The organism is Agromyces soli, assembly GCF_022811605.1.
Classification (GTDB): domain Bacteria; phylum Actinomycetota; class Actinomycetes; order Actinomycetales; family Microbacteriaceae; genus Agromyces; species Agromyces soli.
This window is the reverse complement of sequence record NZ_CP094533.1, coordinates 716,720-739,311: the sequence shown is the minus strand read 5'-3', so window position 1 is coordinate 739,311 and position 22,592 is coordinate 716,720. Positions and strand designations below refer to the sequence as shown.

Below are 22,592 nucleotides of genomic sequence, written 5' to 3'. Positions count from 1 at the left end.
CCGACTTTCATGAAAGTCGGGCAACTCGGGTGTTGGGGCGGGCTGCTCAGCGCAGCTCGGAGCCGAACTCCAGGGCCTCGACGAGCGGGCGCACGGCGCGCTCGAACTCGCGGTCCACGAAGTAGTCCTTCAGCCGGTCCCGCTGCAGATCGTTGCCGATCGCGGCCATGATCATCGACTGGTCGAGGCTCAGGTACCGCTCCGCGACCGTGCCGCTGCCGACCGCGACCGCGTCGGAGAAGCCGCCGGGGCCGTAGGCGCCGAGCTCCTGCTCCAGCCCGGCGAGGTCGGCGAGCGCCTCGTCCTTCGCGTACGGCAGTGCGAGGAACACCGCGTGCGGCGTGACCACCCCGTCGCCGAAGTCCGGCGCGGGGTTCGTGGCCTCGCGGCATCCCTCGTAGCCGGCGTCCACATTGGTGCGCTCGACGTCGCTCGCGTAGCCGTCGGCGCTGATGCCGATCGCCTCGACGCCGTACTCGCGGTACTCGCCGAACGGGTCCGAGCTGGGCGAGAAGCCCCAGTAGCCGTAGCCGGCCTCGTCCATGCCGTGCTCGATCTGCGCGCGCACGGTCGCCTGGTGGTTCACCGCCCAGGAGTCCTCGCCCCACTCGGCCTCCGGGACGAACAGGTCGGGCATGAGCGCCTCGAACATGCTGCCGCCCCAGGCCGGCACGAGCTTCATGCCGCGGTACTCGTACACGCCCTCGTAGACGGGCACGCCGAGGTACTCGCGCCACTCGCCCGTCGGCTTCTGCTCCTGCCAGGCGTAGTCGCAGCCGCGCTCGGGCATCGTGCGGAACGTGCCGTAGTACGACTCCGCCGGGATCTGCCCGTTCGCGATGCCGAGGTACGTCGCGATGCGGGCCTCGCTCACGGTCGTGTCGTACCAGTGGCAGGTGTAGTACACGTCGGGGCCGTCGTCGCCGTAGTTGCCGGGCACCGAGCAGCCGGGCGGCGGCTCGACCCAGAAGCCGCCGCGGTTGATGCCCGCCTCGGGGGTGGCCTCGAGGTCGTGGAACCAGCCGAAGTCCATGCTCGCGTAGAGCGCGTCGGCCTGCTTCGCGAGGCGCGGCTCCGCGGAGGCGACGACGCGCAGGGCGGCGGCGAGCCAGCCGTTGTCGACGGTCGAGAGGAAGGGATGCACCGCGCTGCCGTCCGTCGGCCAGCTGGTGAGCTTCGAGCCGTCGGCGGGGGAGTACCAGTTGTAGTACATGCCGCTCGGCTCGTGCCGCTCCATGGCGGCGAGGGTGTCGAGCGTGCGGGCCATCCGCTCGCGCGCCTCTGTGCGGGAGACGAGCTTCAGGTCGCGGGCGACGACGGTGGACCAGAGCGAGCCGCCGATGTTCGTCGGGCTCGTGTACCCGCTCGGGGTGCTCAGCTCGCCGTCGATGTGGTCGGCGACGAGTCCGGTGCCGTCGTCGGTCATCGCCGTCATGGACGTCCAGGTGTCGGCGGCGTAGCGGAGCAGCGTGTCGCGTTCGCCGCCGCGGCCCCCGCCGGCGTTCGCGGCGGTGGCTGGTGCGAGCAGTGCGAGCGCGAGCACCCCGCCGAGCAGGGCGCGCAGTCTCGTTCGCATGGGAACTCCTTCGTTCGTGCGGATGGGACGACGGCAGCCTCTCGTTAAAACCGAACAAGTGCAAGGTATTTGAGACGGATGGCGCGGCCGGTGCGCCTCGCGCGGATCGAGTTGCACGATGGATGCCGCGGCGCGCCGGCGCTGGGCGGCGCGGCGCGGCGGTCGTCGTGCAATTCGTGGGCTCGGGCGGGCGGGCGGGCGGGGCCGGGGTCAGACGGTGGGCGGGGCGAGCAGATAGCCGCGCACGAACTCGTCGAAGAGGGCGGTCATGTCGACCGAGTCGTCGAGCAGCCACTGCTGCTGCAGGCCGTCCATGACGGCCGAGATGAGCCGGGCGGCGCTCGTGGGGTCGATGTCGGCGCGGATCAGCCCGTCGCGCTGCGCGTCGGCGAGCACCCGGCTCGAGGAGGCCTCCGACTCGGCGTAGCGGCGGGCGAACTCCTCGTGCGCGGGATGCTCGCTGTCGGTCGCCTCGGCCGAGATCACCGTGTAGAGCGAGGTGAGCCCGCGAGTGGTCTGGTTGTAGGCGACGACCTTGCGCACCTGCTCGAGCAGCGTCGACTCGGAGACGTCGCCCGCGGCCGCCTGCACGTGCGCGTCGCGCTGGCGGAGCACTTCGGTGAAGAGCTCCTCCTTGCCGGAGAAGTGGTGCATGAGGCCCGCGGGGGTGAGATTCACGCGCTTGGCGATCTCGCGGAGCGAGCCGCTGTGGTACCCGCTGCGGCCGAAGACGACGAGGGCGGCGTCGACGATCTCCTGCCGCTTGGCCTGCCCCTTCGCGTAGCTTCCGCGCGCGCCGCGCGGGCGTGCGGGGGAGCCGGGATGCCCCGGGGTCGCGCCTGCGGCGGGTGCGCGCTGCGTCTCGTCGTCGTGCATGGAGCGAATCTATCGCACCTTCACGCTAAAACCTATCGGATGTAAGGTTTTTGGGTTATGGTGGGCCGGTCGCGGCAGCACGCCCGACCGGATTCGGCGGAGCACACCCCCGTGCCGCGCGGACCACGACCGATGGAGGCCGAACGATGAATCGATGGAGATCACACCGGGTGGCGCGCCGCGCCCTGCTCGCGGGCGCCGTCATGGCGGTCGGCGCGACCGTGCTCGCCGGCTGCGGCCGCAGCGACGGCGCCGCCGACGGCAGCGACTCGAGCAAGGGCGCCATCGACGAGCAGCCCGCGAAGGGCGCCGTCGAGATCTGGGCGATGGGCAACGAGGGCGAGGTCCTCGGCGAGCTCGCCGCGAAGTTCGAGGAGGAGAACCCCGACGTCACGATCGACGTCACCGCCGTGCCCTGGGAGAGCGCGCACGACCGCATCGCCACCGCCATCGCCGGCGGCGAGACCCCCGACATCTCGATGCTCGGCACGACCTGGGTCGGCGAGTTCGCCGCGACCGGCGCCTTCGAGCCCACCCCCGAGGGCCTCGTCGACGAGGACAGCTTCTTCGACGGCTCCTGGGACACCACCGTCGTCGACGGCACCGCCTACGGCGTGCCCTGGTACGTCGACACCCGCGTGCTCTACTACCGCACCGACCTGGCCGAGGCCGCCGGCGTCGAGGCGCCCACCACGTGGGACGAGTACCACGCCTTCGCCAAGGCCCTGCAGGAGCAGGGCGCGGCCTCCGGCGTCTCGCTGCCGCCCGGCGGCTTCGACTCCTGGCAGTACGTCGCCCCGCTCGCCTGGCAGCAGGGCGGCGACATCCTCGCCGAGGACGGCGAGACCTTCACCCTCGACAGCCCCGAGTGGAAGGAGGCGTTCGAGTTCTACGCGAGCTTCTTCGAGGACGGCATCTCCGAGCCCGTCCGCCTCGAGGGCGGCGAGATCGAGCAGAAGTTCATCTCCGGTGAGGTCGGCTCCTTCTTCAGCGGCCCGTTCCACGTGAGCCTCCTGCTCGAACAGGGCGGCGACGCCTTCGCCGAGCAGTTCGCCGTCGCGATGGTGCCCGGCGCCGACAGCCGCACGAGCTTCACCGGCGGTGGCAACCTCGCCGTCTTCGACGACAGCGACAACCGGGATGCCGCGTGGAAGTTCGTGCGCTGGCTGAGCCAGCCCGAGACGCAGATCGCCTGGTACGACGTGTCCACCGACCTGCCGAGCGTCGAGGCCGCCTGGGACGACCCGACCTTCGCCGACGACCCCTACCTGAGCGTCTTCGGCGAGCAGCTCACCGACTCGAAGGCCCCGCCCGCGATCCCGACCTGGGCGCAGGTCTCCGCCGTCATCGACCAGGAGCTCGAGAAGGTCACTCGCGGCGAGACGAGCGTCGACGACGCGCTGACGTCGGTGCAGCAGCAGGCCGAGTCCATCGGCACGGGGCAGTGATCCGGTCGTGACCGCCCTGCCCACGCCGGCCCCGGCCCGCGCCCGTGCGGCGCGGCGCCGGAGCCGGCGCGCCACGCTCGTCGCCTGGGGCTTCGCCGCGCCGTTCGTCGTGCTCTTCCTCGTGTTCATGGCGGGCCCGATCGTGGCCTCGCTCGGGATGAGCTTCACCGACCTCACCACGCGCGACCTGCAGACCCCGTTCAACGTGAACCTCGTCGGCCTCGACAACTACCTGCGCCTCTTCGAGGACCCGCGCTTCGTGCGCTCGCTGCTGAACACCGGCATCTTCGTGCTCGTCGGGGTGCCCGTCACGATGGCGCTCGCGCTCGCCGTGGCACTCGCGCTGAACACCGGGATCGCGAAGTTCCGCACGGTGTTCCGCGTCGGGTACTACGCGCCGGTCGTCACGAGCATCGTCGCGATCGCGATCGTCTGGCGGTTCATCCTGCAGCCCGACGGCCTGCTGAACGCCTTCCTCGGCTGGTTCGGCATCGAGGGCCCGAACTGGCTGCAGTCGACGAGCTGGGCGCTGCCCTCGCTCATCATGATGGCGGTCTGGCGCAACATCGGCACGCTCATGGTGATCTTCCTCGCCGGCCTGCAGGGCGTGCCCAAGGAGCACCACGAGGCGGCCATGGTCGACGGCGCGAACGCCTGGCAGCGCTTCGGCTCGATCACGCTGCCCGCGCTGCGGCCGACCCTGCTGTTCGCCGCCGTCATCACCGGCATCGGCTTCCTGCAGTTCTTCGAGGAGCCCTTCGTGATGACCCGCGGCGGCCCGCTCGACTCGACGCTCTCGACCGCGATGTACACGTATCAGCAGTTCGGCTTCGGCAACTACTCCTACGCCTCGGCCGCGAGCTACGTGCTGTTCCTCGCGATCGTCGCGCTCTCGCTCATCCAGTTCCGCTTCCTCGGACGGAAGGACTGACATGACCCAGCTCACCGACCCGCCCGCCGCCGGCGCGGCGACCGGGGCCGCCGCGGCCGGCGCCGCGGCCGAGGCATCCGCCGTTCCGCCCGTCGGTGCCGCCGCGCCCCGCACGAGCGAGCGGCCGCCCCGGCGACGCCGCGGCCCGCGCCGCTGGTGGCTCTACCTCGTGCTCGCCGCCGGCCTCGTCGCGATGGTCATGCCGTTCGTCTGGATGATCCTCGGCTCGTTCAAGACGAACGCCGAGATCCGGCAGCACCCGACGAACTTCTGGCCGATCGACCCCACCCTCGACAACTACGCGCAGCTGTTCGGCCGCCTCGACTTCGCGAACTACTTCGCGAACAGCCTGATCGTCGCGTTCTTCGTGACCGCGGGCAACATCGTGTTCTCGTCGATGGTGGGCTATGCGCTCGCGAAGCTCGAGTTCCGCGGCAAGCGACTGCTCTTCGGCCTCGTGCTCGCCACCCTCATGGTGCCGGGCGTCGTGACCTTCGTGCCCCTGTTCGTGCTCACCGCGAACCTCGGCCTCGTGAACTCGTACCCGGGGCTCATCCTGCCGTTCCTGATCACCCCGCTCGGCGTGTTCCTGATGCGCCAGTTCATGCTCTCCCTGCCCGACGAGCTGATCGAGGCGGCGCGCATCGACGGGGCGAGCGAGTGGCGCATCTTCCTGCGGGTGATCATGCCGCTCTGCGGGCCCGCGGTCGCGACGCTCACGATCCTCACCTTCCTCGCCAGCTGGAACAACTTCCTCTGGCCGCTCGTCGTCGCCACGAGCGAGGACAAGTACACGCTGCCGGTGGCGCTCGCGCTCTACTCCGTCGGCCAGAACGCCGCGCAGTACGGCCTCATGATGGCCGGCGCCGTCGTGGTCGTCGTGCCCGTGCTCGCCGTCTTCGTGGTGCTGCAGCGCTACTTCGTGCAGGGCATCGCCCTCACCGGCATCAAGTGACCCCCGCCGTCCGATCCGACTCGACCGACTCAGGAGACCAGCACCGTATGACGAACCCCGCCTTCCCCGACGGCTTCCTCTGGGGCGCCGCGACCGCGGCCCACCAGGTGGAGGGCAACAACGTGAACTCGGACTGGTGGCAGCGCGAACACGGGCACCTGCCCGGCCCGCCCGTCGCCGAGCCCTCGGGCGACGCCGCCGACAGCTTCCACCGCTACCCGGAGGACATGGCGCTGCTCGCCGACGCCGGGCTGAACACGTATCGCTTCAGCATCGAGTGGGCCAGGATCGAGCCCGAGCGCGGCTTCGTCTCGCGGGCCATGCTCGACCACTACCGGCGCATGGTCGACACGGCCCGCTCGCTCGGGCTCGAGCCCTCGGTGACGCTGCACCACTTCACGAACCCGATCTGGTTCGCGCGCGAGGGCGGCTGGCTGACGGATGCCTCGGTCGAGCGCTTCGCCCGCTTCGTGGAGGCGGCGCTGCCGATCCTCGACGACGTCGCGCACGTCTGCACGATCAACGAGCCGAACATGGTGTCGGTGCTCGCCGACCCTGCCGTCGGCTTCCCCTCGATCGGACTGCCGCCGGGGGTGCCGGAGGTGACCGAGCGGCTCATCGCGGCGCACCGCCGTGCGGTCGAGCTCGTGCGCGGCGTCGGCGCGAAGGCCGGCTGGACGATCGCGACGCAGGCGTACCAGCCCGAGCCCGGGGCGGAGCAGGTGGCCGCCGACTACGGCCGCTCGCGCGAGGACGTGTTCCTCGACGCGGCCGCGGGGGACGACTGGGTCGGCGTGCAGGCGTACACCCGCACGAAGATCGGGCCGGAGGGGCCGCTGCCGATCGCCGAGGGCGCGGAGCGCACCCTCACGGGGTGGGAGTACTACCCGCCGGCGGTCGGCGACGGCATCCGCAACGCCTGGGCGCGCAGCGGCGTGCCCGTCTACGTGACGGAGAACGGCATCGCGACCGCCGACGACGCGCGCCGCATCGACTACACGCGGGGCGCCCTCGAGGCGGTCGCCGGATGCCTCGCCGACGGCGTCGACGTGCGTGGCTACCTGCACTGGTCGGCGCTCGACAACTACGAGTGGGGCAGCTTCGCGCCCACCTTCGGCCTGATCGGCTGGGACCGCGAGACCTTCGAGCGGCGCCCCAAGCCGAGCCTGGCCTGGCTCGGCGAGGTCGCCCGCACCGGCCGCCTCGCCTGACCCGACGCCCAGCATCGACCCCTCGACTTGCCCGACTTTCATGAAAGTCGGGCAAGTCGAGTTCCCTACCCCTCAGGGTTGCCCGACTTTCATGAAAGTCGGGCAAGTCGGAAACGGGGGCGGGAGTAGGGTGAGCGACATGCGGGACCAGCGAGCGACGAGCGAGCCCGACGCCCGGAACGACCACGGCTTCTTCGGGCAGCCGCGGGCGCTCGCGAACATCTTCGGCGTCGAGATGTGGGAGCGGTTCAGCTTCTACGGCATGCAGGGCATCCTGCTCATCTACCTCTACTACTCGGTCGCCGACGGCGGCCTCGGCCTGCCGGAGGCCTCCGCCGCGGGCATCGTCGGCGCCTACGGCGGCGGCGTCTACCTCTCGACGATCCTCGGCGCCTGGATCGCCGACCGCCTGCTCGGCAGCGAGCGGGTGCTGTTCTTCAGCGCCATCGTCATCATGGCGGGCCACCTCGCGCTCGCCCTGCTGCCGGGCTTCGTCGGCGTCGGCGTCGGACTGGTGCTCGTCGCCTTCGGCTCCGGCGGCCTGAAGGCGAACGCCACGAGCGTCGTCGGCACGCTCTACGCCCCCGACGACGTGCGCCGCGACGCCGGCTTCTCGCTCTTCTACCTCGGCATCAACCTCGGCGGTTTCCTCGGCCCGATCCTCACCGGGCTGCTGCAGTCGACCCTCGGCTTCCACTGGGGCTTCGGGCTCGCCGCGCTCGGCATGGCGATCGGGCTCGTGCAGTACTCCTTCGGCCGCAAGCGACTGCCGGCCGAGGCATCCGCCGTGCCGAACCCGCTTCCCCGCGGGCGCATCGGCCTCGTGATCGGCGTCGCCGTCGCGGGCGTCGTCGTCATCGTGGTGCTCGTCGTGACCGGGCTCATCACCGCTGAGAACCTCGTCGTCTGGGTGATCGGCACCACGATCGTCGCCGCGATCGCCTACTTCGCAGTCATCCTGTCGAGCCGGCGCATCACGGCGGTGGAGCGCAGCCGGGTCGTCGGCTTCATCCCGCTGTTCATCGCGAGCGTCGCGTTCTGGTCGCTGTACCAGCAGCAGTTCACCGTGCTCACGATCTACAGCGACAAGCAGCTGAACCGCGACCTCTTCGGCTGGGAGATGCCCGTGTCGTGGGTGCAGTCGATCAACCCGATCTTCATCATCATCCTCTCCGGCGTCTTCGCCGCGATCTGGACGAAGCTCGGCGCCCGCCAGCCGTCGACGCCCGTGAAGTTCGCGCTCGGCACGGCGATCATGGGCGTCGGGTTCCTGCTGTTCATCCCGTTCGCGGGCGGCGGCCCGAACTCGACCCCGCTGCTCGCGATCATCGGCATCCTGTTCGTGTTCACCGTCGCCGAGCTGCTGCTCTCGCCGGTCGGGCTGTCGGTCACGACGAAGCTCGCGCCCGAGGTGTTCCACACTCAGATGGTCGCGCTGTTCTTCCTCTCCGTCGCGCTCGGCACGGCGATCTCGGGCCGGCTCGCGGAGTTCTACTCCGCCGAGACCGAGGTGGGCTACTTCGGCGTGCTCGGCGGCATCGCGATCGTGCTGGGGCTCGCGCTCGCGGTCGGCAGCCGGGGCGTGCTGCGGCTCATGCGCGGCGTGCGCTGAGCGGGCATCGAGCGGTTACGATTCGAGGGATGCCCAGCCCGCTCGTGGTGATCCCCACGTACAACGAACGTGAGAACCTCGCCGCGATCGTCGGCCGGGTGCTCGCGGCGGAGCCCGCCGCCGCGGTGCTCGTCGTCGACGACGCCTCGCCCGACGGCACCGGGGCGCTCGCCGACGAGCTCGCCGCCGCCGACGAGCGGGTGCTCGTGCGGCACCGCGCCGGCAAGGAGGGCCTCGGCGCCGCGTATCTCGACGCCTTCGCCTGGGCGCTCGAGGCGGGATACGACCCGATCGTGCAGATGGATGCCGACGGCTCGCACCTGCCCGAGCAGCTCGACGGCCTGCTCGCGCCGCTCGCCGAGGGCGCCGACCTCGTGATCGGCTCGCGCTGGATCCCGGGCGGACGGATCGAGAACTGGCCCAGGTACCGCGAACTGCTCTCCCGCGGCGGCAGCGCCTACGCGCGCTGGGTGCTGCGGCTGCCGACCCGCGACGCGACGGCGGGGTACCGGGCGTTCCGGGCGGAGGGGCTCCGCCGCATGCGCCTCGACGAGGTGCACACCAAGGGCTACGGCTTCCAGGTCGACATGCTGTGGCACGCGCACGAGGCCGGGCTCGACGTCGTCGAGGTGCCCGTGACCTTCGTCGAGCGCGAGCTCGGGCGCTCGAAGATGAGCGTCGGGATCGTGCTCGAGGCGATGCTGCGGGTCACCGGCTGGGGTCTCGCCGCGCGCTTCCGCCGGCGCTGAGGGTCAGCGGAGTGGGCCGACGGAGGCGTAGGCGTCGGGCTGCACACGTGAGGGCACGTCCCACACCTTCGCCGCCGGGGCCGGGCCGTGCGCCGTCGGCCAGCCCGGGTCTCCCGTGCCGATGAAGGCGACGGCCGCCGTGTGCAGCTCGTCGGCCAGGGCCTGCGGCGGGTTCGGGCCCGCGAGCGGCTCCATCGCCGGGCCGTCGAGGCAGTCGAAGAAGAACGGCACGTCGAGGCAGTGCTCGGCGAAGCCGAAGGCGCCGGAGGGCCACGAGAAGCGGTACAGCCAGGTGCCGGCCGAGGCATCCGCGCCCGCCGAAGCCGAGGCGGCGCCGGCCTCGCGCGCCTCGACGACGCGCAGCGCGGCGGTGCGGAACATCCGGTCGCTGAGGAAGCGCCCGCCGATCCGCGCGGTCCCCTTCGCGGCGACGTCGGCGTTCGCCCGCAGGTAGGGCTTCAGCCGGTCCTTCGGCATGCCGAGCTTCTTCAGCAGCAGCGACTTCGGCACCCAGCGCAGCTTCTTCTCGGCCTCCGCGAAGGCCATCGTGAACTCGTCGTCGGTCGCGCCGAGCACGAGCGGGATGCCGCGGCCGACGCCCGCGGCCAGCGACTCCAGCGTCGGGCGCTCGATGAGCTCGCCGTCGATCGTCGGGCCGAGCGGCAGCCCCTCGTCGATGATCGAGCCGAGCGTGTCCGGCCCGAGCTCGGTCGCCTGCTTCTGCAGCTCGAGCACGCGCTCCTCGGGCAGACCGCCGAAGCCCGCCCGGGTCGGCTCGGCCCCGGCCTCGGCGGCGAGGGCCCGGCCGAAGGCCTCGCTCCGCGCCGGGGCGACGTCGGCGAGTGCCGCCGACAGGGCGTAGACGCCGTGGAACAGGTGCTGCGCCGCCGGCATGCCGAGCAGAGTGAGCACCGCGCCGCCGCCGGCCGATTGCCCGGCGATCGTCACCCGGCCGGGGTCGCCGCCGAACGCGGCGATGTTCCGCTGCACCCACTCGAGGGCGAGCAGCCAGTCGCGCACGCCGCGGTTCGACGGGGCGTCCGCGATCCAGCCGAAGCCGTCGAAGCCGAGCCGGTAGGAGATCGTGACGGTGACGACGCCGTCGCGGTTGAAGCTGCGGCCGTCGTACCAGGGGCTCGCGGGGGAGCCGGCGAAGTAGCCGCCGCCGTGGATCCACACGAGCACGGGCAGCCCGGACCCACCCGAGGCGGGTGCCGTCGGCGAGGGGGTGAAGACGTTCACGTTCAGGGTGGACTCGCCGGGCACGCTCGGCTCGGGGATGAGGGTCACGCCGGGGTCGCCGCGCTGCGCGGTCGGCGCGAACTCCAGGGCGTCGAGCGTGCCGGTCCACGGCGACTTCGGCACGGGCGCGGCGAAGCGCAGCTCGCCCACGGGCGGTTCGGCGAAGGGGATGCCGAGGAACGCCGCCGAACGCTCGGCGCCCCCGCCGCCGCTCGCGTCGCCCGCGCGGCGCACCGTCGGTCGCCACCGCCCGCGGACGCGCCCGGCGAGGGTGTCGACCTCGACGAACTCGGCGGGGCCGTCGGGCTCGCGTTCACCGCTCGATGCGGCGGCGGGGGCGGATGACTCGGTGCCGGGGGTGTGCGACATGCAGTGCTCCTAACGCACGCTCTTGATCGGGGCGGTGGCGATCGCGGCGATGATGACGAATACGATGCCGAAGACGAAGAGCATCGGGTAGCCCCCGAGCACGCCGATGATGGTGCCGGCGACCGCGGCGCTCATCGCCTGGGGGATGTTCGTCGCGATGTTCAGGATGCCGAGGTCCTTGCCGGCGGCTGCGCCGTCGCCGGGCAGCACCTCGCTCATGAGGGCCGCGTCGACCGACATGTAGAGGCCGAAGCCGATGCCGTTGATGACGGCCATCGCGATCATGCCGGTCATGTTCGGCATCAGCAGCGGCATCGTGAAGCCGGCGACCATGATCACCGAGGCGACGTAGATGAACACTTTGCGCCGGCCGATCCGGTCGCTCCACCAGCCGGAGAGCGCGATGGCGACGAGGGTCGGCACGAGCGAGACGAGGGTCAGGGTGACCGTGGCCCCGGCCGCCCCCTCGAGGGACATGCCGATGTAGTCGGTGAGGATGTACAGCTGGAACGCCGCGACCACGAAGTAGCCGAGCATCAGCAGGAAGCGTGCGGCGAACGCCCACGCGAAGTCGGGGTGCCGCCTCGGGCTCACCCAGAAGCCGCCGAGGAAGCGCTTCCAGCTCCAGGGCTCGATCGCGGCCTCCTTCGAGGACCAGTCGCGGTCGATGAGCACGTAGACGACGGTCACGACGATGATCGCGACGCCGAAGGCCGAGTAGCCGACCCCGAAGTTCGTCGCGAACTGCCCGGCGATCATGACGCCGATCGTCATGCCGAGCTGGGTGCCGATGCCGAACATCGCGCTCGCCGCGCCGCGCTTGTCGCGGGGGAAGCGGTCGGGCGTGATCGCCGAGAGCGGGCCCTGCAGCGCGTTCAGCGAGACCTGTATCAGCACCCAGAAGACCGTCACCCAGAGGATCGAGTCGAGCAGGCCGAGGCCGAACAGCAGGATGCCGCCGATGAGCGCGCCGCCGACCATCCACGGGGCGCGCCGGCCGAAGCGGGTGCGGGTGCGGTCGCTGATGGCGCCGACGATGGGCTGGGCGAAGAGGGTGAAGACGAAGGAGACGGTGGACACGATCGCGAGGTTCGCGACCTTGTTCGCCTCGTCGATCATGGCCACCTGGATCGGCAGCAGGATGGCGATGAGTCCGCCGTAGGTGGCGAACAGGGTGAGGGCGACGAGCAGGATGCCGGGAAGGGTCCGACGCGTCGGGGGCGGGCTCGCCGGGGGGTCGCCGGGGCCCGGCTCGGTCGAGGAGATCGCGCCCGTGGGGGCGAGTTCGGTGCTGGGATCCAGCGGGGGCTGCATGGACATGGGGCTCCTCATCGTCGAGTGGGCCGTGCGTGGGGTGGGGCGAGCGCAGGCTCGCGAGTGGCGGCGGCGCTCCGCGAATTCCGAGTGACATTCGGTATCTGAGGCACCAGTGTGGCGCGGACTCCCTAAAAATTCAAGTCTCGAACTATATCGATGTCGCCGGCCCGGCCCGGCCGGCCGGCCGGGCCGGCTACGGCACCCGCAGTTCGGCGATCGGTTCGCGGCGCGCGGCGGAGACGGCCGGGAGCACCGCGGCCAGCGTGGCGACGAGCACCGCGAGCGTGCCGACGCCGAGGAGGTAACGCGGCCCCGGCAGGGGGTCGCCGGCCGCAGCCAGGGCGCCGATCGCGAGCGCCGAGCCGGCCGTGGCGCCGACCCCGGCGACGATCGCCGTCTGGATGGTGACGAGAGCCACCACGAGGCGCTGCGAGGCGCCGAGCGCACGGCGTCGACCGAAGTCCTTTCGGCGGAGGGTGACCATGCCGTACTGCAGCACTCCCACGAGCACGGCGCTCACCCCGAGGATGCCGAGGGTGAGCGCCCGGCCGAATGCGCCGAGCTGCCCCTCGACGAGCCCGCGGAGCGCTGCGAGCGTCTCGCTGGTGCGCAGCTCGACCCGTGTCGGGTCCGCGACATCGAGCACCGAGCGGACGACGCCGGTGAGCGGTGCGACGAGCTCGGGCCGCGACGCGATGACGACGAGCGCGCCGACGGGGGCCGCACGTTCGGCGGGCGGCTGGGGCGCGACGACGAGAGGCTCGAGGAACGCGAGATGCTCGGGCGTCTCGATCCGGCCGCCCACGGCGTAGCCCCGACCATCGTCGAGCGCCAGCTCGCCCACGGCGCCGTCGATGCCGAGTCGGTCGAGCGCGGTCGCGGAGGCGAAGGCGACGGCCCCGTCGGCCGATGCACCGGCCGGGAGGCCGAGCTCTCGCCAGTCCTCGCTCCACGCCTGGCGCAGCGGCACCGGTGCGCCGCCCGCGAACGCGGCGTTGCGGGCGTCCTCGGCGAGGCTGAACGCGCCGGCCCATTCCACCCCGTCGACCCCGGTGAGGCGGTCGAGCACCGAGGTGTCGAGCCCCGCATCGGCCTCGGCCCGCACCACGATCGCGCGCGTGCCGGCGGAGTCGATCGATGCCACGACCTGCTGTTCCGCGGCCACGGTGCGGCCGGAGGTGAGGAGGACGGCCGCGCACATTCCGGCGACCACGACGAGACCGATCGCCGAGCCGACGGGCTGGGCGATGGTGGAGGCGAACGCCTCTCGGACGACGGCGAGAAGTGCGCGCGCCCCGCTCACAGCACGAGCTCCCGGTCGCAGCGGGCGACGAGCGCCGGATCGTGGGTGACGACGACGACGGCCGCACCGCGCTGGGCCTGTTCGTGCAGGGCTTCGAGGACGACCTCGGCCGAGGTCGGGTCGAGGTTGCCGGTCGGCTCGTCGGCGAGCAGGACGCGTGGATCGCCGAGCAGTGCGCGGCACAGGGCGATGCGTTGCGCCTGCCCGCCGGACACCTGACCGGGTCTCGCCTCGGCTCGGAGCGCGACGCCGAAGCGCTCCAGCAGCGCGTGCGCCCGCCGTGCCGACGTGCGGCGGTCGTCGCCGCGGTACAGCGCCGTTTCGAGCACGTTGTCGAGCACGGTGCGCGAACTGTCGAGCGCGGCATCCTGAAACACGAAACCGAAGGTGGCGGCCCGGCGGGCGGCGCGTTCGCGATCGGGCCTCGCGTGCATCGGCTCGCCGTCGAGCAGCACCTCGCCGGAGACGGGGCGCAGCATGAGACCGAGCAGGTAGAGCAGCGTCGATTTGCCACGCCCCGACGGCCCGGTGACCGCGGCCACCTCGCCGGCGTCGAATCCCGCCGACCATCCTTCGAGGAGCGGTCTGCCCGGTTCGTACCGGAACGACAGCCCGTCTGCGCGGAGCAGCGCCGGGCCCGGCCGCGTCATCGTCCCGCCGCCGGCTGCTGCGGTGCGCGGGGTTCGGTCGAGGCCGCTTCGCCAGGCGCGTCGGCGGGCACGCGCACGCGCAGGCCGGCCCGGACGCCGTCGACGACTGCCATGCCGCGGGCCGAGGCGAGGACCGTGACGGGGTGGCTTCGGCCTTCGCGGTCGATCACGGCGACCGCGCCGTCGGCCGACGAACGAAGGGCGGCCGCGGGCACGACGAGGCCGCTCGTCGGGGCTTGGGTGATGACGGTCGAGGAGAGGCGGGCGTCGCCGAGCACCGGGATCTTGGTGCACGCGTCGACGCAGATCGGCGTGCCGCCGGCGGCGCCGAGCCGAAGCCCGACCTGGTCATCGGCCTCGGCGGACGGCTCTTGCGCGACGATCACGGCAGACCACGCTCCACCGTCGGGTGCCTCGATCTCGACTGCCGTGCCGACCGGCATCGTCGCGGCCTGGGCCCGGCTGACGGGGATGGTGAACTCCGGCTGCCTCGGCAGCATCGACACGAGCTGTTCGCCGCCGGACAGGCTCGCTCCGGGCCGGACGAGCTCGTCGTCGAGCGTCACGCGACCGGGGAGCTCCGGGAGGAAGACGAGGTCGCCCGCTTGGACGACGCCGTCGGCGGGCAGCCCGAGCGAGTCCTGCCACGCCTTCACGGCGGCTTCGGTGCGGGGCCCGAAGCCGCCGTCGACGAGGCCGTCGTAGTGGCCCAGGTCGGTGAGCAGCTGCTGCAGCTGGCGCACGTCGGGCCCCTGGGCGTCACGCCCGATCGGACGGAAGGCGGGCACCGTGCCGACGGCCGCGACCACTGGCCGCAGTTCGACCGAGTACAGCACCGAGCCGGTGCGCACCTCGTCGCCGGCGGCGAGCTCGACGGAGGTGACCGTGCCGGCCGCGCGGTTGGTGCCCGCCGGAACCTGGCGCCAGGCCGCCATCGTGGTGAGGCGGACCGAGGAGCCCACCTCTCCGTCGACGACGTCGACGTAGGTGTAGGTGGAGGCGGTCACCTCGTCGGGCGGCGCGAACACGGAGGTCGCCGCCCAGCCCGCCCCGGCGCCCACTCCCAGCAGCACGGTCGCCGCGATGAGCCGAGGCGTTCGTCGGGGCGCGGTGCGTTCCGTCGCCGTCAGGACCTGCACGAGCATCGACCTCCTTGGCATCCCGGACGGGTCGAGCCTACTCGAAGCCGCCGACACGGATCCAGAAGAGTCCAGAGCGAATAGGCCTCATACCCCGTCCGCCGATGCTGGACGAGGCATCCCGTTCCGGAACTCAGCGCGCGAGCGCCGCCGGCTCCGCGAGCGCCTTCGCGAGCGCGGTGCGTTCCGCGCCGAGCAGCGCGGCGTCCCCGCCGAGTCGGCTGCCGCGCACCGGCGGCGGCACGAGGCGCCGGCCGTCGATGCCCGGCTGGATGGCTGCGAGCTCCGCCGCGATGTCCTCGGCGAGTCCGGCGAGGTAGCCGCCGAGCACGATGACCGCGGGGTCGATCGCCATGATCAGGATCTGCAGAGCCCGGGCGAGCTCGGCCCGGCCGCCGTGCCATCCGGCGACCGCACGCGGCTCGCCCGCCCGGATCCGGGCGACGAAGGTCTCGAGTGCGACCGTGAGGCCCGCCTCGCGGGCGAGCCCGTCGAGACCGGCCGCGGCGAGCAGGGCGTCTGGGCCGGCGACGGTGACGAGGCATCCGCGCTGGCCGCAGCCGCAGCGCGCTCCGTCGGGAACGACGGGGAGATGCCCGAGCGCCCCCGCCAGGTGGTGGCTGCCGTCGAGCGGGGTCTCGTCGACGACGATCGCGCCGCCGATGCCCGAGTCGCTCTTCAGATACAGCAGCTCGGACGGCCGCCCGGCGTCGAGGTGCTCGGCCACCGCGGCGACGGCGGTGTCGGCGAGCAGCTGCAGTCGACCCGCCCGGCCGAGCGCGTCGAGCTCGGGCGAGCGCTCGCGCAGGAGTGCGAGCAGGTCGACCACGCCCCAGTCGAGATCGGTGTCGGCGAGGACGACGGTCGGTTCTCCGCCGACGGGGGCCCAGACGACGACGGATGCCTCGGCGATCCGGCGGCCCCCGGCGCGGAGCTCGCCGAGCAGCTCCTCGACGACTGCGGCGGCGACGTCGGCCACCCGGGCGGGATCGCCCATCGGCCGGCCGTGCCGCCGCGCCCGGCGGGCGAGCCGGGTGCCGTTCAGGGCGGAGGCGACGGCGGTCGCGCGGTCAGCGTCCACGAGCAGGGTCAGGATCGCGAGGTGGTCGCCGCTGAGCTCGAGCATCGTGCGCGGTCGGCCCTTGCCGCTCGGGGCCACCGACGTCGTCTCGCGCACGAGTCCGTCGCCCTGCAGCCGGCGGACGAGTGCCGTCACGGACCCGCGGGCGAGCCCGGTCGCCTCGGCGAGCTCGCTGCGGCTCGCGCTGCCGAGGGCGGCGAGGCGTCCGGCGACGAGCGCCAGGTTGTGCCGGCCGACGTCGGCGCTCGCGAGCGATCCGGTCACGCGGCGGCCGGCGGCTTCAGCAGGGTCAGGAGGTACTCGATGTGCTCGGCCATGTCGATCGTGGGGTCCATCAGCCACTGCGTCTGGAGGCCGTCTGCGGCGGCGAGCATGAGGCTCGCGATCCGCTCGGCATCGAGGTCGGCCCGGATGGTGCCGTCCTGCTGCCCCTCGCGGATGCTCTCCACGGAGAGCTCGCGGAACAACCGGAAGCGCTCGGTGAAGAAGGGTCGCGCGGCGTGGTCGGCCTCGGTCGCCTCGGCCGAGAGGCGGGCGTAGAGCTGCACGAGTCCGGGGACGTCGGCGTTGTGCCGCATGACCTCGACGAAGCCGTCCATCATGCTGAGCCGCTCGTCGGCGTGCGCGGCGTCGAGGGTCTCCCGGTCGACCTCGTCGCGCTTGCGCAGGATCTCGGCGAAGAGCTCCTCCTTCGAGGCGAAGTAGTGCAGCAGGCCGGCCTGGCTCAGGCCGACGGCGTCGGCGAGCTCGCGCACCGAGGCGCGACCGTAGCCGTTGCGGGCGATGACCTCGAGCGCGGCGCTCAGGATCTCCTCCCGCTTGGCGATGCCCTTCGCGTACGAACCCCTGCGTGCCATACGTGCATGGTAGTGCTTGCGGACCAAAACCGAGTGCCGTATGGTTTTCGCACCGCCTCGACGATGAGGCCTCCCGGAAGGATTTGCCCCCCGATGACGATGTCGTCCGCCCCGCAGCCCGCAGCAGAATCCCGACCCGATGAACCCGAGACCCCGGAGTCGCTCGAAGCCACCGCCGCCTTCGTCGAAGACGCGGCCGGGAACGAGGATCCGCCCGCGCCGATCAAGGGCGTCGGTCGCCTGCTCGGCTGGATCATCCCCGCGAACCTCGGCATCTTCCTGATCTGGGGCGCGGTCCCCGGCATCCTTCTGCCGCGTCAGGTCGAGCTCGCATTCGGCGAGGCCGACAAGGTCGCGAACCTCGCGATCGTCGCGACCATCGGCGCGTTCTGCGCGATGATCGCGCAGCCCATCGCCGGGCAGATCTCCGACCGCACCCGCTCGCGCTTCGGCCGCCGCGCCCCGTGGATGTTCCTCGGCGCCCTCGCGGGCGGCCTGTCGCTCGTCGGCCTCGCCTTCGCGGACTCCCTCATCGGCGTCGTCATCGCCTGGACCCTCGTCCAGATCACCTACAACTTCGCGCAGGGCCCGCTCAGCGCGGTCATGCCCGACCGCGTGCCGCTGAAGCGCCGCGGCACCTTCGCGGCGCTCTCCGGCATCGGCCTCATGGTCGGCGCCCTCGGCGGTCAGATCGTCGGTTCGCTCTTCTTCGACAGCATCACGGCCGGCTACTTCACCTTCGCCGCCATCGCGATCGTGGTGCTCACGCTCTTCATCGTGTTCAACCCCGACTACTCCTCGAAGGAGCTGCCCGTCGAGCCGTTCAAGCTCGGCGACTTCCTGCGCACCTTCTGGGTGAACCCGATCAAGCACCCCGACTTCTTCTGGGCCTTCACCGGGCGGCTGCTGCTCTACACGGGCTACTTCGCCGTGACCGGCTACCAGCTCTATCTGCTCACCGACTACTTCGGCGTCGAGCGCCCGCAGGACGTCATCCCGGTGCTCGGCCTGATCAGCCTCGCCGGCATCCTCATCGCCACGATCGTCTCGGGGCCGCTCTCCGACAAGCTCGGCCGCCGCAAGATCTTCGTCTTCGCCTCCTCGGTCGTGACCGGGCTCGCCTTCCTGCTGCCGTGGGTGTGGCCCGACGTCACCGCCTGGATGATCATGACCTTCATCTCGGGTCTCGGCTTCGGCATGTTCCAGGCCGTCGACACCGCGCTCATGAGCGAGGTGCTGCCCTCGGCGAAGTCCTTCGCGAAGGACCTCGGCGTCGTGAACATCGCCGCCACCCTGCCGCAGACGCTCGCCCCCGGCGTCGCCGGCGCGATCGTGCTCGCCTTCGGCTTCGCGGGGCTGTTCCCGGTCGCGATCGTCCTCTCCGTGCTCGGCGCCTTCGCCGTCTGGCCGATCAAGGCCGTGCGATGACGGCGGATGCCTCGCGGCCCCGCCGCCCGCGGGCGCTGCTCGTCCTCGGGCTGTCGGGCCTCGCCGTGTTCGTCGCCTTCGCGTTCGCGGTGGCCGCGAACGTCGAGCAGCCCTTCACCCAGCCCTTCGACGACGCCTGGCGGGCGTTCGTCGGCCTCGCCCCCGGCACGGGCGGCGAGAGCTGGGCGCTGCCGATGTTCTTCCAGTACCTCGGCGAGCTGCCGGGCGCGGTGCTCACGATCCTGCTCATCCCGATCTGGCTCTTCGTCGTGCGGCGCTGGCGCTCGGCGCTGTTCTTCCTCGCGGCCGAGTTCGGCGGCACCCTCCTCGTGTCGCAGCTCGTGAAGAACCTCGTCGACCGGCCCCGCCCGGCCGACGACGTGGCCGCGAACCTCTTCGGACCGCTCTTCCAGGTCGACCACGGCTCGTTCCCCTCCGGCCACTCGGTGAGCGCCGGCATCCTGCTCGTCGGCGTCGCCGCCCTGCTGCCCGTCGCGAAGCGGCGCTGGTGGTGGCTCGTCGGCGGCCTGATCGCGGTCGGCATGGTCTGGCAGCGCACGCTCATCAACGCGCACTGGTTCTCGGACGCCGTCGTCGGCGTCATCGGCGGCGCCTCCGCGACGCTCGTGCTCTGGTGGGCCTTCGCGACGCTGCTGCAGCGCGACTACGGCAAGCCCCTCTTCCGCCGGACGACCCCGGCACCGCTCGACGCCCGGCCGGCGTCGCCCTACGAAGGAGCCTCGGTATGACCGACACCATCGACCAGGCCGCCGAGTTCACCGCGCGCGACGCGGCGGAGCTCGTGGCGGGACTCACGCTCGAGGAGAAGGCGTCGCTCACGAGCGGCGCGAGCTTCTGGAGCACGAAAGCGGTCGAGCGGGCCGGCATCCCGTCCATCGTGCTCACCGACGGGCCGCACGGCGTGCGCCTGCAGCGCGGCTCGAGCGACCATCTCGGCCTCGCCGACAGCGTGCCGGCGACCTGCTTCCCGCCGGCCGTCGCCCTCGGCTCCGCGTGGGACCCCGAGCTCGCCGAACGCGTCGGCCGCGCCCTCGGCGAGGAGGCCCGCGCCGAAGGGGTCGGCGTGCTGCTCGGTCCCGGCATCAACATCAAGCGCTCGCCGCTCTGCGGACGCAACTTCGAGTACCTCTCCGAGGATCCGATCGTCTCGGGCGTGCTCGGCGCGGCGCTCGTGCGCGGCCTGCAGTCGCAGGGCGTCGGCGCCTCGCTGAAGCACTTCGCGGCGAACAACCAGGAGTTCGACCGCATGCGCGCGTCGAGCGACGTCGACCCGCGTCCGCTGCGCGAGCTCTACCTGCGCGGCTTCCAGCGGGTCGTCGAGGATGCCCAGCCGTGGACCGTGATGTGCTCGTACAACCGCATCAACGGCGTGTTCGCGAGCGAGGACCCGTGGCTGCTCACGAAGGTGCTGCGCGAGGAGTGGGGCTTCGAGGGGCTCGTCGTCAGCGACTGGGGCGCCGTGAACGACCGGGTCGCGGGCCTGCCCGCCGGGCTCGACCTCGAGATGCCGTCCTCCGACGGCCGCACCGATGCGCAGCTCGTCGAGGCCGTGCGGGCCGGCCGGCTCGCCGAGTCGGCGCTCGATCTCGCGGCCGAGCGCGCCGTGCGGCTCGCGCAGCAGGCGGTCGCCGGGGCGGACGCGGATGCCTCGTACGACGTCGACGCCCACCACGCCCTCGCCCGCGAGGCTGCGTCCCGCGGGGTCGTGCTGCTGAAGAACGAGGGCGTGCTGCCGCTCGCGGCCGGCGCCCGGGTCGCCGTCGTCGGCGAGTTCGCCCGCACCCCCCGCTACCAGGGCGCCGGCTCCTCGCTGATCAACCCGACCCGGCTCGACACCGCGCTCGAGGAGATCGGCCGGCTCGCCGGCGCGGCACCCGTCTTCGCTCCGGGTTTCACGCTCGACGCGAAGGCCGCCGCCGACCCCGCGCTCCTCGCCGAGGCCGTCGCCGCGGCCGAGGGCGCCGACGTCGTGCTCACCTTCCTCGGCCTGCCGGCCGCGGCCGAGTCGGAGGGCTTCGACCGCGAGCACCTGCGTCTCCCCGAGGCGCAGCTCGAGCTGCTCGCGGCCGTGCGCGCCGCCAACCCGAACGTCGTCGTCGTGCTCGCGAACGGCGGCGTCGTCGAGCTGCCCTTCGCCGAGCAGGTCCCGGCCGTCGTCGAGGGCTGGCTCGGCGGACAGGCGGGCGGCGGCGGGGTCGCCGATGTGCTCTACGGGGTGGTGAACCCCTCGGGCCGGCTCGCCGAGACGATCCCGCTGCGGCTCGCGGACACCCCCGCCTATCTCGACTTCCCGGGCGAGTTCGGGCACGTCCGCTACGGCGAGGGACTCTTCGTCGGCTATCGCTGGTACGACGCGCGCGACGCGGCCGTCCACTTCCCCTTCGGGCACGGGCTCTCCTACACCTCCTTCGCGTACTCGGCGCTCGAGGTGTCGGCCGATGCGAACGGCATCGCCGCCCGCGTCACGGTGACGAACACGGGCGAGCGCGACGGCCGCGAGGTGGTGCAGCTCTACACCGGGCTCGCCGGCTCGGCCGTGCAGCGGGCGCCGCGCGAGCTCAAGGCCTTCGCCTCGGTCGAGCTCGCGGCCGGGGAGTCCCGGACGGTCGAGCTCGCGGTGCGGCGCGACGACCTCGCCTACTGGGACCTGCGCGTCGACCGCTGGGTCGTCGAGGGCGGCGAGTACCTGGTGTCGGTCGGCGCCTCGAGCCGCGACCTCCGGGTCGAGGCCGGCGTCGTCGTCGAGGGCGACGCCGTGCGGCTGCCGCTCACGATGGAGTCCTCGATCGGCGACCTGATGGGCGATCCGGTCGCCGGTCCGATCGTCGCGCAGGCGCTCGGAGGCCTCTTCGGCGGGGACGCATCGATGGCGGCCATGGCCGACGACGAGGGCATGGCGAAGATGATGGCCTCGTTCCCGATCGGCCGGCTCGTCGGCTTCCCGGGCATCCCGGTGACGCGCGAGCAGATCGAGCAGCTGCTGCACGCCGCGAACGCCGGGCGCTGATCCGGTCGCACGGCGGGCGGATGCCTCGGGCGCGGGCCGCCCGAGGCATCCGCCGTGCCGGGGGCGTCGCGGCCGCTCGCGGCGCGGAGACTGGCCCGCCGTCACCGAGTGGCGCTACCATCGGCGGGTCGGGGGGCGACACTCCCCGGACCATGTCCGCGACTCGGAGGAGCCCATCATGACCGACCCCAACACCCCGCAGGGCGAGCCGCAGCAGCCGGTCGAGCCCGCCGTCCCGGTCGAGCCCGCCGCCGCGCCCGCCGAGCCCGCGGCGCCCGCCGAGCCTGCCGCGCCGGCGTACGAAGCGCCCGCCGAGCCCGCGCCGCCCGCCGCTCCCGCGTACGAGGCGCCCGCCGCTCCGGCTGCCGAGCCGGCTGCTCCGGCCTACGCCGCACCGCCCGCACCGCCGGCCTACGGCGCCCCGCAGGCGCAGCCCGGCTACGGCGCGGCCCCGGGTCAGCCGGCCTACGCGCCCGCTCCGGCCGGCGACACCTTCCCGGGCAAGGGCCTCGGCATCGCCGGTCTCATCCTCGCGATCTTCATGCCGCTCATCGGCCTCATCCTGAGCATCGTGGCGAACTCGCAGTCGAAGAAGGCGGGCCACAAGAACGGCCCGGCGAAGGCCGGCATCATCGTCGGTTCGATCCTGCTGGCGCTCGGCATCATCGTGACGGTCATCGCCATCGTCATCGCCATCGCGGCCGCGGGCAGCCTCGGCGCCGCGTGCGCCGAGCTCGGCTCGGGCGTGTGGCAGCTCGACGACGGCACCGTCATCACCTGCAACTGATCGCGCGGCAGCGCTCGCACGCGGATGCCCCGG

19 protein-coding genes are annotated in these 22,592 nt (G+C 72.4%); 10 read left to right on the top strand and 9 right to left on the bottom strand.

Going from position 1 to position 22,592, the window contains the following annotated elements:
- Window positions 1-46 precede the first annotated feature (46 nt).
- Complete coding sequence (locus tag MTP13_RS03525; protein WP_243569681.1) at window positions 47-1,576, bottom strand: glucoamylase family protein; 1,530 nt, start codon at window positions 1,574-1,576, stop codon at window positions 47-49.
- A 210-nt stretch (window positions 1,577-1,786) separates the two neighbouring features.
- On the bottom strand, window positions 1,787-2,452 hold the full coding sequence (locus tag MTP13_RS03520) for a TetR/AcrR family transcriptional regulator (protein WP_243569680.1): 666 nt from the start codon (window positions 2,450-2,452) through the stop codon (window positions 1,787-1,789).
- Window positions 2,453-2,622: 170 nt separating this feature from the next.
- Between MTP13_RS03520 and MTP13_RS03515 the strand changes: the two genes are divergently transcribed.
- The 6 genes from MTP13_RS03515 to MTP13_RS03490 all read left to right on the top strand — a co-directional run bounded on the left by MTP13_RS03515 (window position 2,623) and on the right by MTP13_RS03490 (window position 9,358).
- On the top strand, window positions 2,623-3,900 hold the full coding sequence (locus MTP13_RS03515; protein ID WP_243569679.1) for a sugar ABC transporter substrate-binding protein: 1,278 nt from the start codon (window positions 2,623-2,625) through the stop codon (window positions 3,898-3,900).
- A gap of 7 nt (window positions 3,901-3,907) precedes the next feature.
- Window positions 3,908-4,831: a carbohydrate ABC transporter permease gene (locus MTP13_RS03510; protein WP_229781666.1), complete on the top strand. Its 924-nt coding sequence runs from the start codon at window positions 3,908-3,910 to the stop codon at window positions 4,829-4,831.
- Between the two features lies 1 nt (window position 4,832).
- On the top strand, window positions 4,833-5,786 hold the full coding sequence (locus MTP13_RS03505; RefSeq protein ID WP_243569678.1) for a carbohydrate ABC transporter permease: 954 nt from the start codon (window positions 4,833-4,835) through the stop codon (window positions 5,784-5,786).
- Window positions 5,787-5,833: 47 nt separating this feature from the next.
- A complete protein-coding gene (locus MTP13_RS03500) occupies window positions 5,834-6,997 on the top strand; it encodes a glycoside hydrolase family 1 protein (RefSeq protein WP_243569676.1) in 1,164 nt (387 codons plus the stop codon).
- 139 nt (window positions 6,998-7,136) lie between these two features.
- Window positions 7,137-8,609: a peptide MFS transporter gene (locus MTP13_RS03495; protein WP_243569675.1), complete on the top strand. Its 1,473-nt coding sequence runs from the start codon at window positions 7,137-7,139 to the stop codon at window positions 8,607-8,609.
- Between the two features lie 29 nt (window positions 8,610-8,638).
- Window positions 8,639-9,358 (top strand): polyprenol monophosphomannose synthase, encoded by a 720-nt coding sequence (locus MTP13_RS03490; RefSeq protein WP_243569674.1) that lies wholly within the window; start codon window positions 8,639-8,641, stop codon window positions 9,356-9,358.
- A 3-nt stretch (window positions 9,359-9,361) separates the two neighbouring features.
- Here the strand turns inward: MTP13_RS03490 and MTP13_RS03485 are convergent, their stop codons facing one another.
- From MTP13_RS03485 to MTP13_RS03455, 7 genes are all read right to left on the bottom strand, one after another.
- Complete coding sequence (locus MTP13_RS03485; RefSeq protein WP_243569673.1) at window positions 9,362-10,969, bottom strand: carboxylesterase/lipase family protein; 1,608 nt, start codon at window positions 10,967-10,969, stop codon at window positions 9,362-9,364.
- Between the two features lie 9 nt (window positions 10,970-10,978).
- A complete protein-coding gene (locus MTP13_RS03480; protein ID WP_243569671.1) occupies window positions 10,979-12,289 on the bottom strand; it encodes an MFS transporter in 1,311 nt (436 codons plus the stop codon).
- Between the two features lie 190 nt (window positions 12,290-12,479).
- Window positions 12,480-13,589, bottom strand: coding sequence for an ABC transporter permease (locus MTP13_RS03475; RefSeq protein ID WP_243569670.1), 1,110 nt, complete (start codon window positions 13,587-13,589; stop codon window positions 12,480-12,482).
- Window positions 13,586-14,239: an ABC transporter ATP-binding protein gene (locus tag MTP13_RS03470; RefSeq protein ID WP_243569669.1), complete on the bottom strand. Its 654-nt coding sequence runs from the start codon at window positions 14,237-14,239 to the stop codon at window positions 13,586-13,588. Before MTP13_RS03470 ends, MTP13_RS03475 begins: the two co-directional genes overlap by 4 nt.
- The gene (locus MTP13_RS03465; protein WP_243569668.1) at window positions 14,236-15,384 is read right to left on the bottom strand and encodes a peptidoglycan-binding domain-containing protein; all 1,149 of its coding nucleotides are present in this window, start codon (window positions 15,382-15,384) and stop codon (window positions 14,236-14,238) included. Before MTP13_RS03465 ends, MTP13_RS03470 begins: the two co-directional genes overlap by 4 nt.
- A 127-nt stretch (window positions 15,385-15,511) precedes the next feature.
- A complete protein-coding gene (locus MTP13_RS03460; RefSeq protein WP_243569667.1) occupies window positions 15,512-16,723 on the bottom strand; it encodes an ROK family transcriptional regulator in 1,212 nt (403 codons plus the stop codon).
- Window positions 16,720-17,316, bottom strand: a complete 597-nt coding sequence (locus MTP13_RS03455) for a TetR/AcrR family transcriptional regulator (RefSeq protein ID WP_243569665.1) — start codon at window positions 17,314-17,316, stop codon at window positions 16,720-16,722. Before MTP13_RS03455 ends, MTP13_RS03460 begins: the two co-directional genes overlap by 4 nt.
- Before the next feature lie 93 nt (window positions 17,317-17,409).
- Between MTP13_RS03455 and MTP13_RS03450 the strand changes: the two genes are divergently transcribed.
- The 4 genes from MTP13_RS03450 (at window position 17,410) to MTP13_RS03435 (ending at window position 22,559) form a co-directional block, all read left to right on the top strand.
- Window positions 17,410-18,744 carry an MFS transporter gene (locus MTP13_RS03450; RefSeq protein ID WP_243569664.1) on the top strand — a complete coding sequence of 445 codons (1,335 nt, stop codon included), beginning with the start codon at window positions 17,410-17,412 and terminating at the stop codon, window positions 18,742-18,744.
- Window positions 18,741-19,493 (top strand): phosphatase PAP2 family protein, encoded by a 753-nt coding sequence (locus MTP13_RS03445; RefSeq protein ID WP_243569663.1) that lies wholly within the window; start codon window positions 18,741-18,743, stop codon window positions 19,491-19,493. Before MTP13_RS03450 ends, MTP13_RS03445 begins: the two co-directional genes overlap by 4 nt.
- Complete coding sequence (locus MTP13_RS03440) at window positions 19,490-21,772, top strand: glycoside hydrolase family 3 C-terminal domain-containing protein (RefSeq protein WP_243569662.1); 2,283 nt, start codon at window positions 19,490-19,492, stop codon at window positions 21,770-21,772. The genes MTP13_RS03445 and MTP13_RS03440 overlap by 4 nt, the downstream gene beginning before the upstream one ends.
- A gap of 178 nt (window positions 21,773-21,950) precedes the next feature.
- Window positions 21,951-22,559, top strand: a complete 609-nt coding sequence (locus tag MTP13_RS03435; protein ID WP_243569660.1) for a DUF4190 domain-containing protein — start codon at window positions 21,951-21,953, stop codon at window positions 22,557-22,559.
- Window positions 22,560-22,592: the final 33 nt, after the last annotated feature.

What these genes read in the sequence shown, in the direction of transcription:
- MTP13_RS03465 (WP_243569668.1), bottom strand. Translation starts at nt 15,384, where the DNA reads ATGCTCGTGCAGGTCCTGACGGCGACGGAACGCACCGCGCCCCGACGA.
- MTP13_RS03470 (WP_243569669.1), bottom strand. Translation starts at nt 14,239, where the DNA reads ATGACGCGGCCGGGCCCGGCGCTGCTCCGCGCAGACGGGCTGTCGTTC.
- MTP13_RS03445 (WP_243569663.1), top strand. Translation starts at nt 18,741, where the DNA reads ATGACGGCGGATGCCTCGCGGCCCCGCCGCCCGCGGGCGCTGCTCGTC.
- MTP13_RS03455 (WP_243569665.1), bottom strand. Translation starts at nt 17,316, where the DNA reads ATGGCACGCAGGGGTTCGTACGCGAAGGGCATCGCCAAGCGGGAGGAG.
- MTP13_RS03525 (WP_243569681.1), bottom strand. Translation starts at nt 1,576, where the DNA reads ATGCGAACGAGACTGCGCGCCCTGCTCGGCGGGGTGCTCGCGCTCGCA.
- MTP13_RS03520 (WP_243569680.1), bottom strand. Translation starts at nt 2,452, where the DNA reads ATGCACGACGACGAGACGCAGCGCGCACCCGCCGCAGGCGCGACCCCG.
- MTP13_RS03435 (WP_243569660.1), top strand. Translation starts at nt 21,951, where the DNA reads ATGACCGACCCCAACACCCCGCAGGGCGAGCCGCAGCAGCCGGTCGAG.
- MTP13_RS03440 (WP_243569662.1), top strand. Translation starts at nt 19,490, where the DNA reads ATGACCGACACCATCGACCAGGCCGCCGAGTTCACCGCGCGCGACGCG.
- MTP13_RS03495 (WP_243569675.1), top strand. Translation starts at nt 7,137, where the DNA reads ATGCGGGACCAGCGAGCGACGAGCGAGCCCGACGCCCGGAACGACCAC.
- MTP13_RS03485 (WP_243569673.1), bottom strand. Translation starts at nt 10,969, where the DNA reads ATGTCGCACACCCCCGGCACCGAGTCATCCGCCCCCGCCGCCGCATCG.
- MTP13_RS03490 (WP_243569674.1), top strand. Translation starts at nt 8,639, where the DNA reads ATGCCCAGCCCGCTCGTGGTGATCCCCACGTACAACGAACGTGAGAAC.
- MTP13_RS03505 (WP_243569678.1), top strand. Translation starts at nt 4,833, where the DNA reads ATGACCCAGCTCACCGACCCGCCCGCCGCCGGCGCGGCGACCGGGGCC.
- MTP13_RS03450 (WP_243569664.1), top strand. Translation starts at nt 17,410, where the DNA reads ATGACGATGTCGTCCGCCCCGCAGCCCGCAGCAGAATCCCGACCCGAT.
- MTP13_RS03500 (WP_243569676.1), top strand. Translation starts at nt 5,834, where the DNA reads ATGACGAACCCCGCCTTCCCCGACGGCTTCCTCTGGGGCGCCGCGACC.
- MTP13_RS03480 (WP_243569671.1), bottom strand. Translation starts at nt 12,289, where the DNA reads ATGTCCATGCAGCCCCCGCTGGATCCCAGCACCGAACTCGCCCCCACG.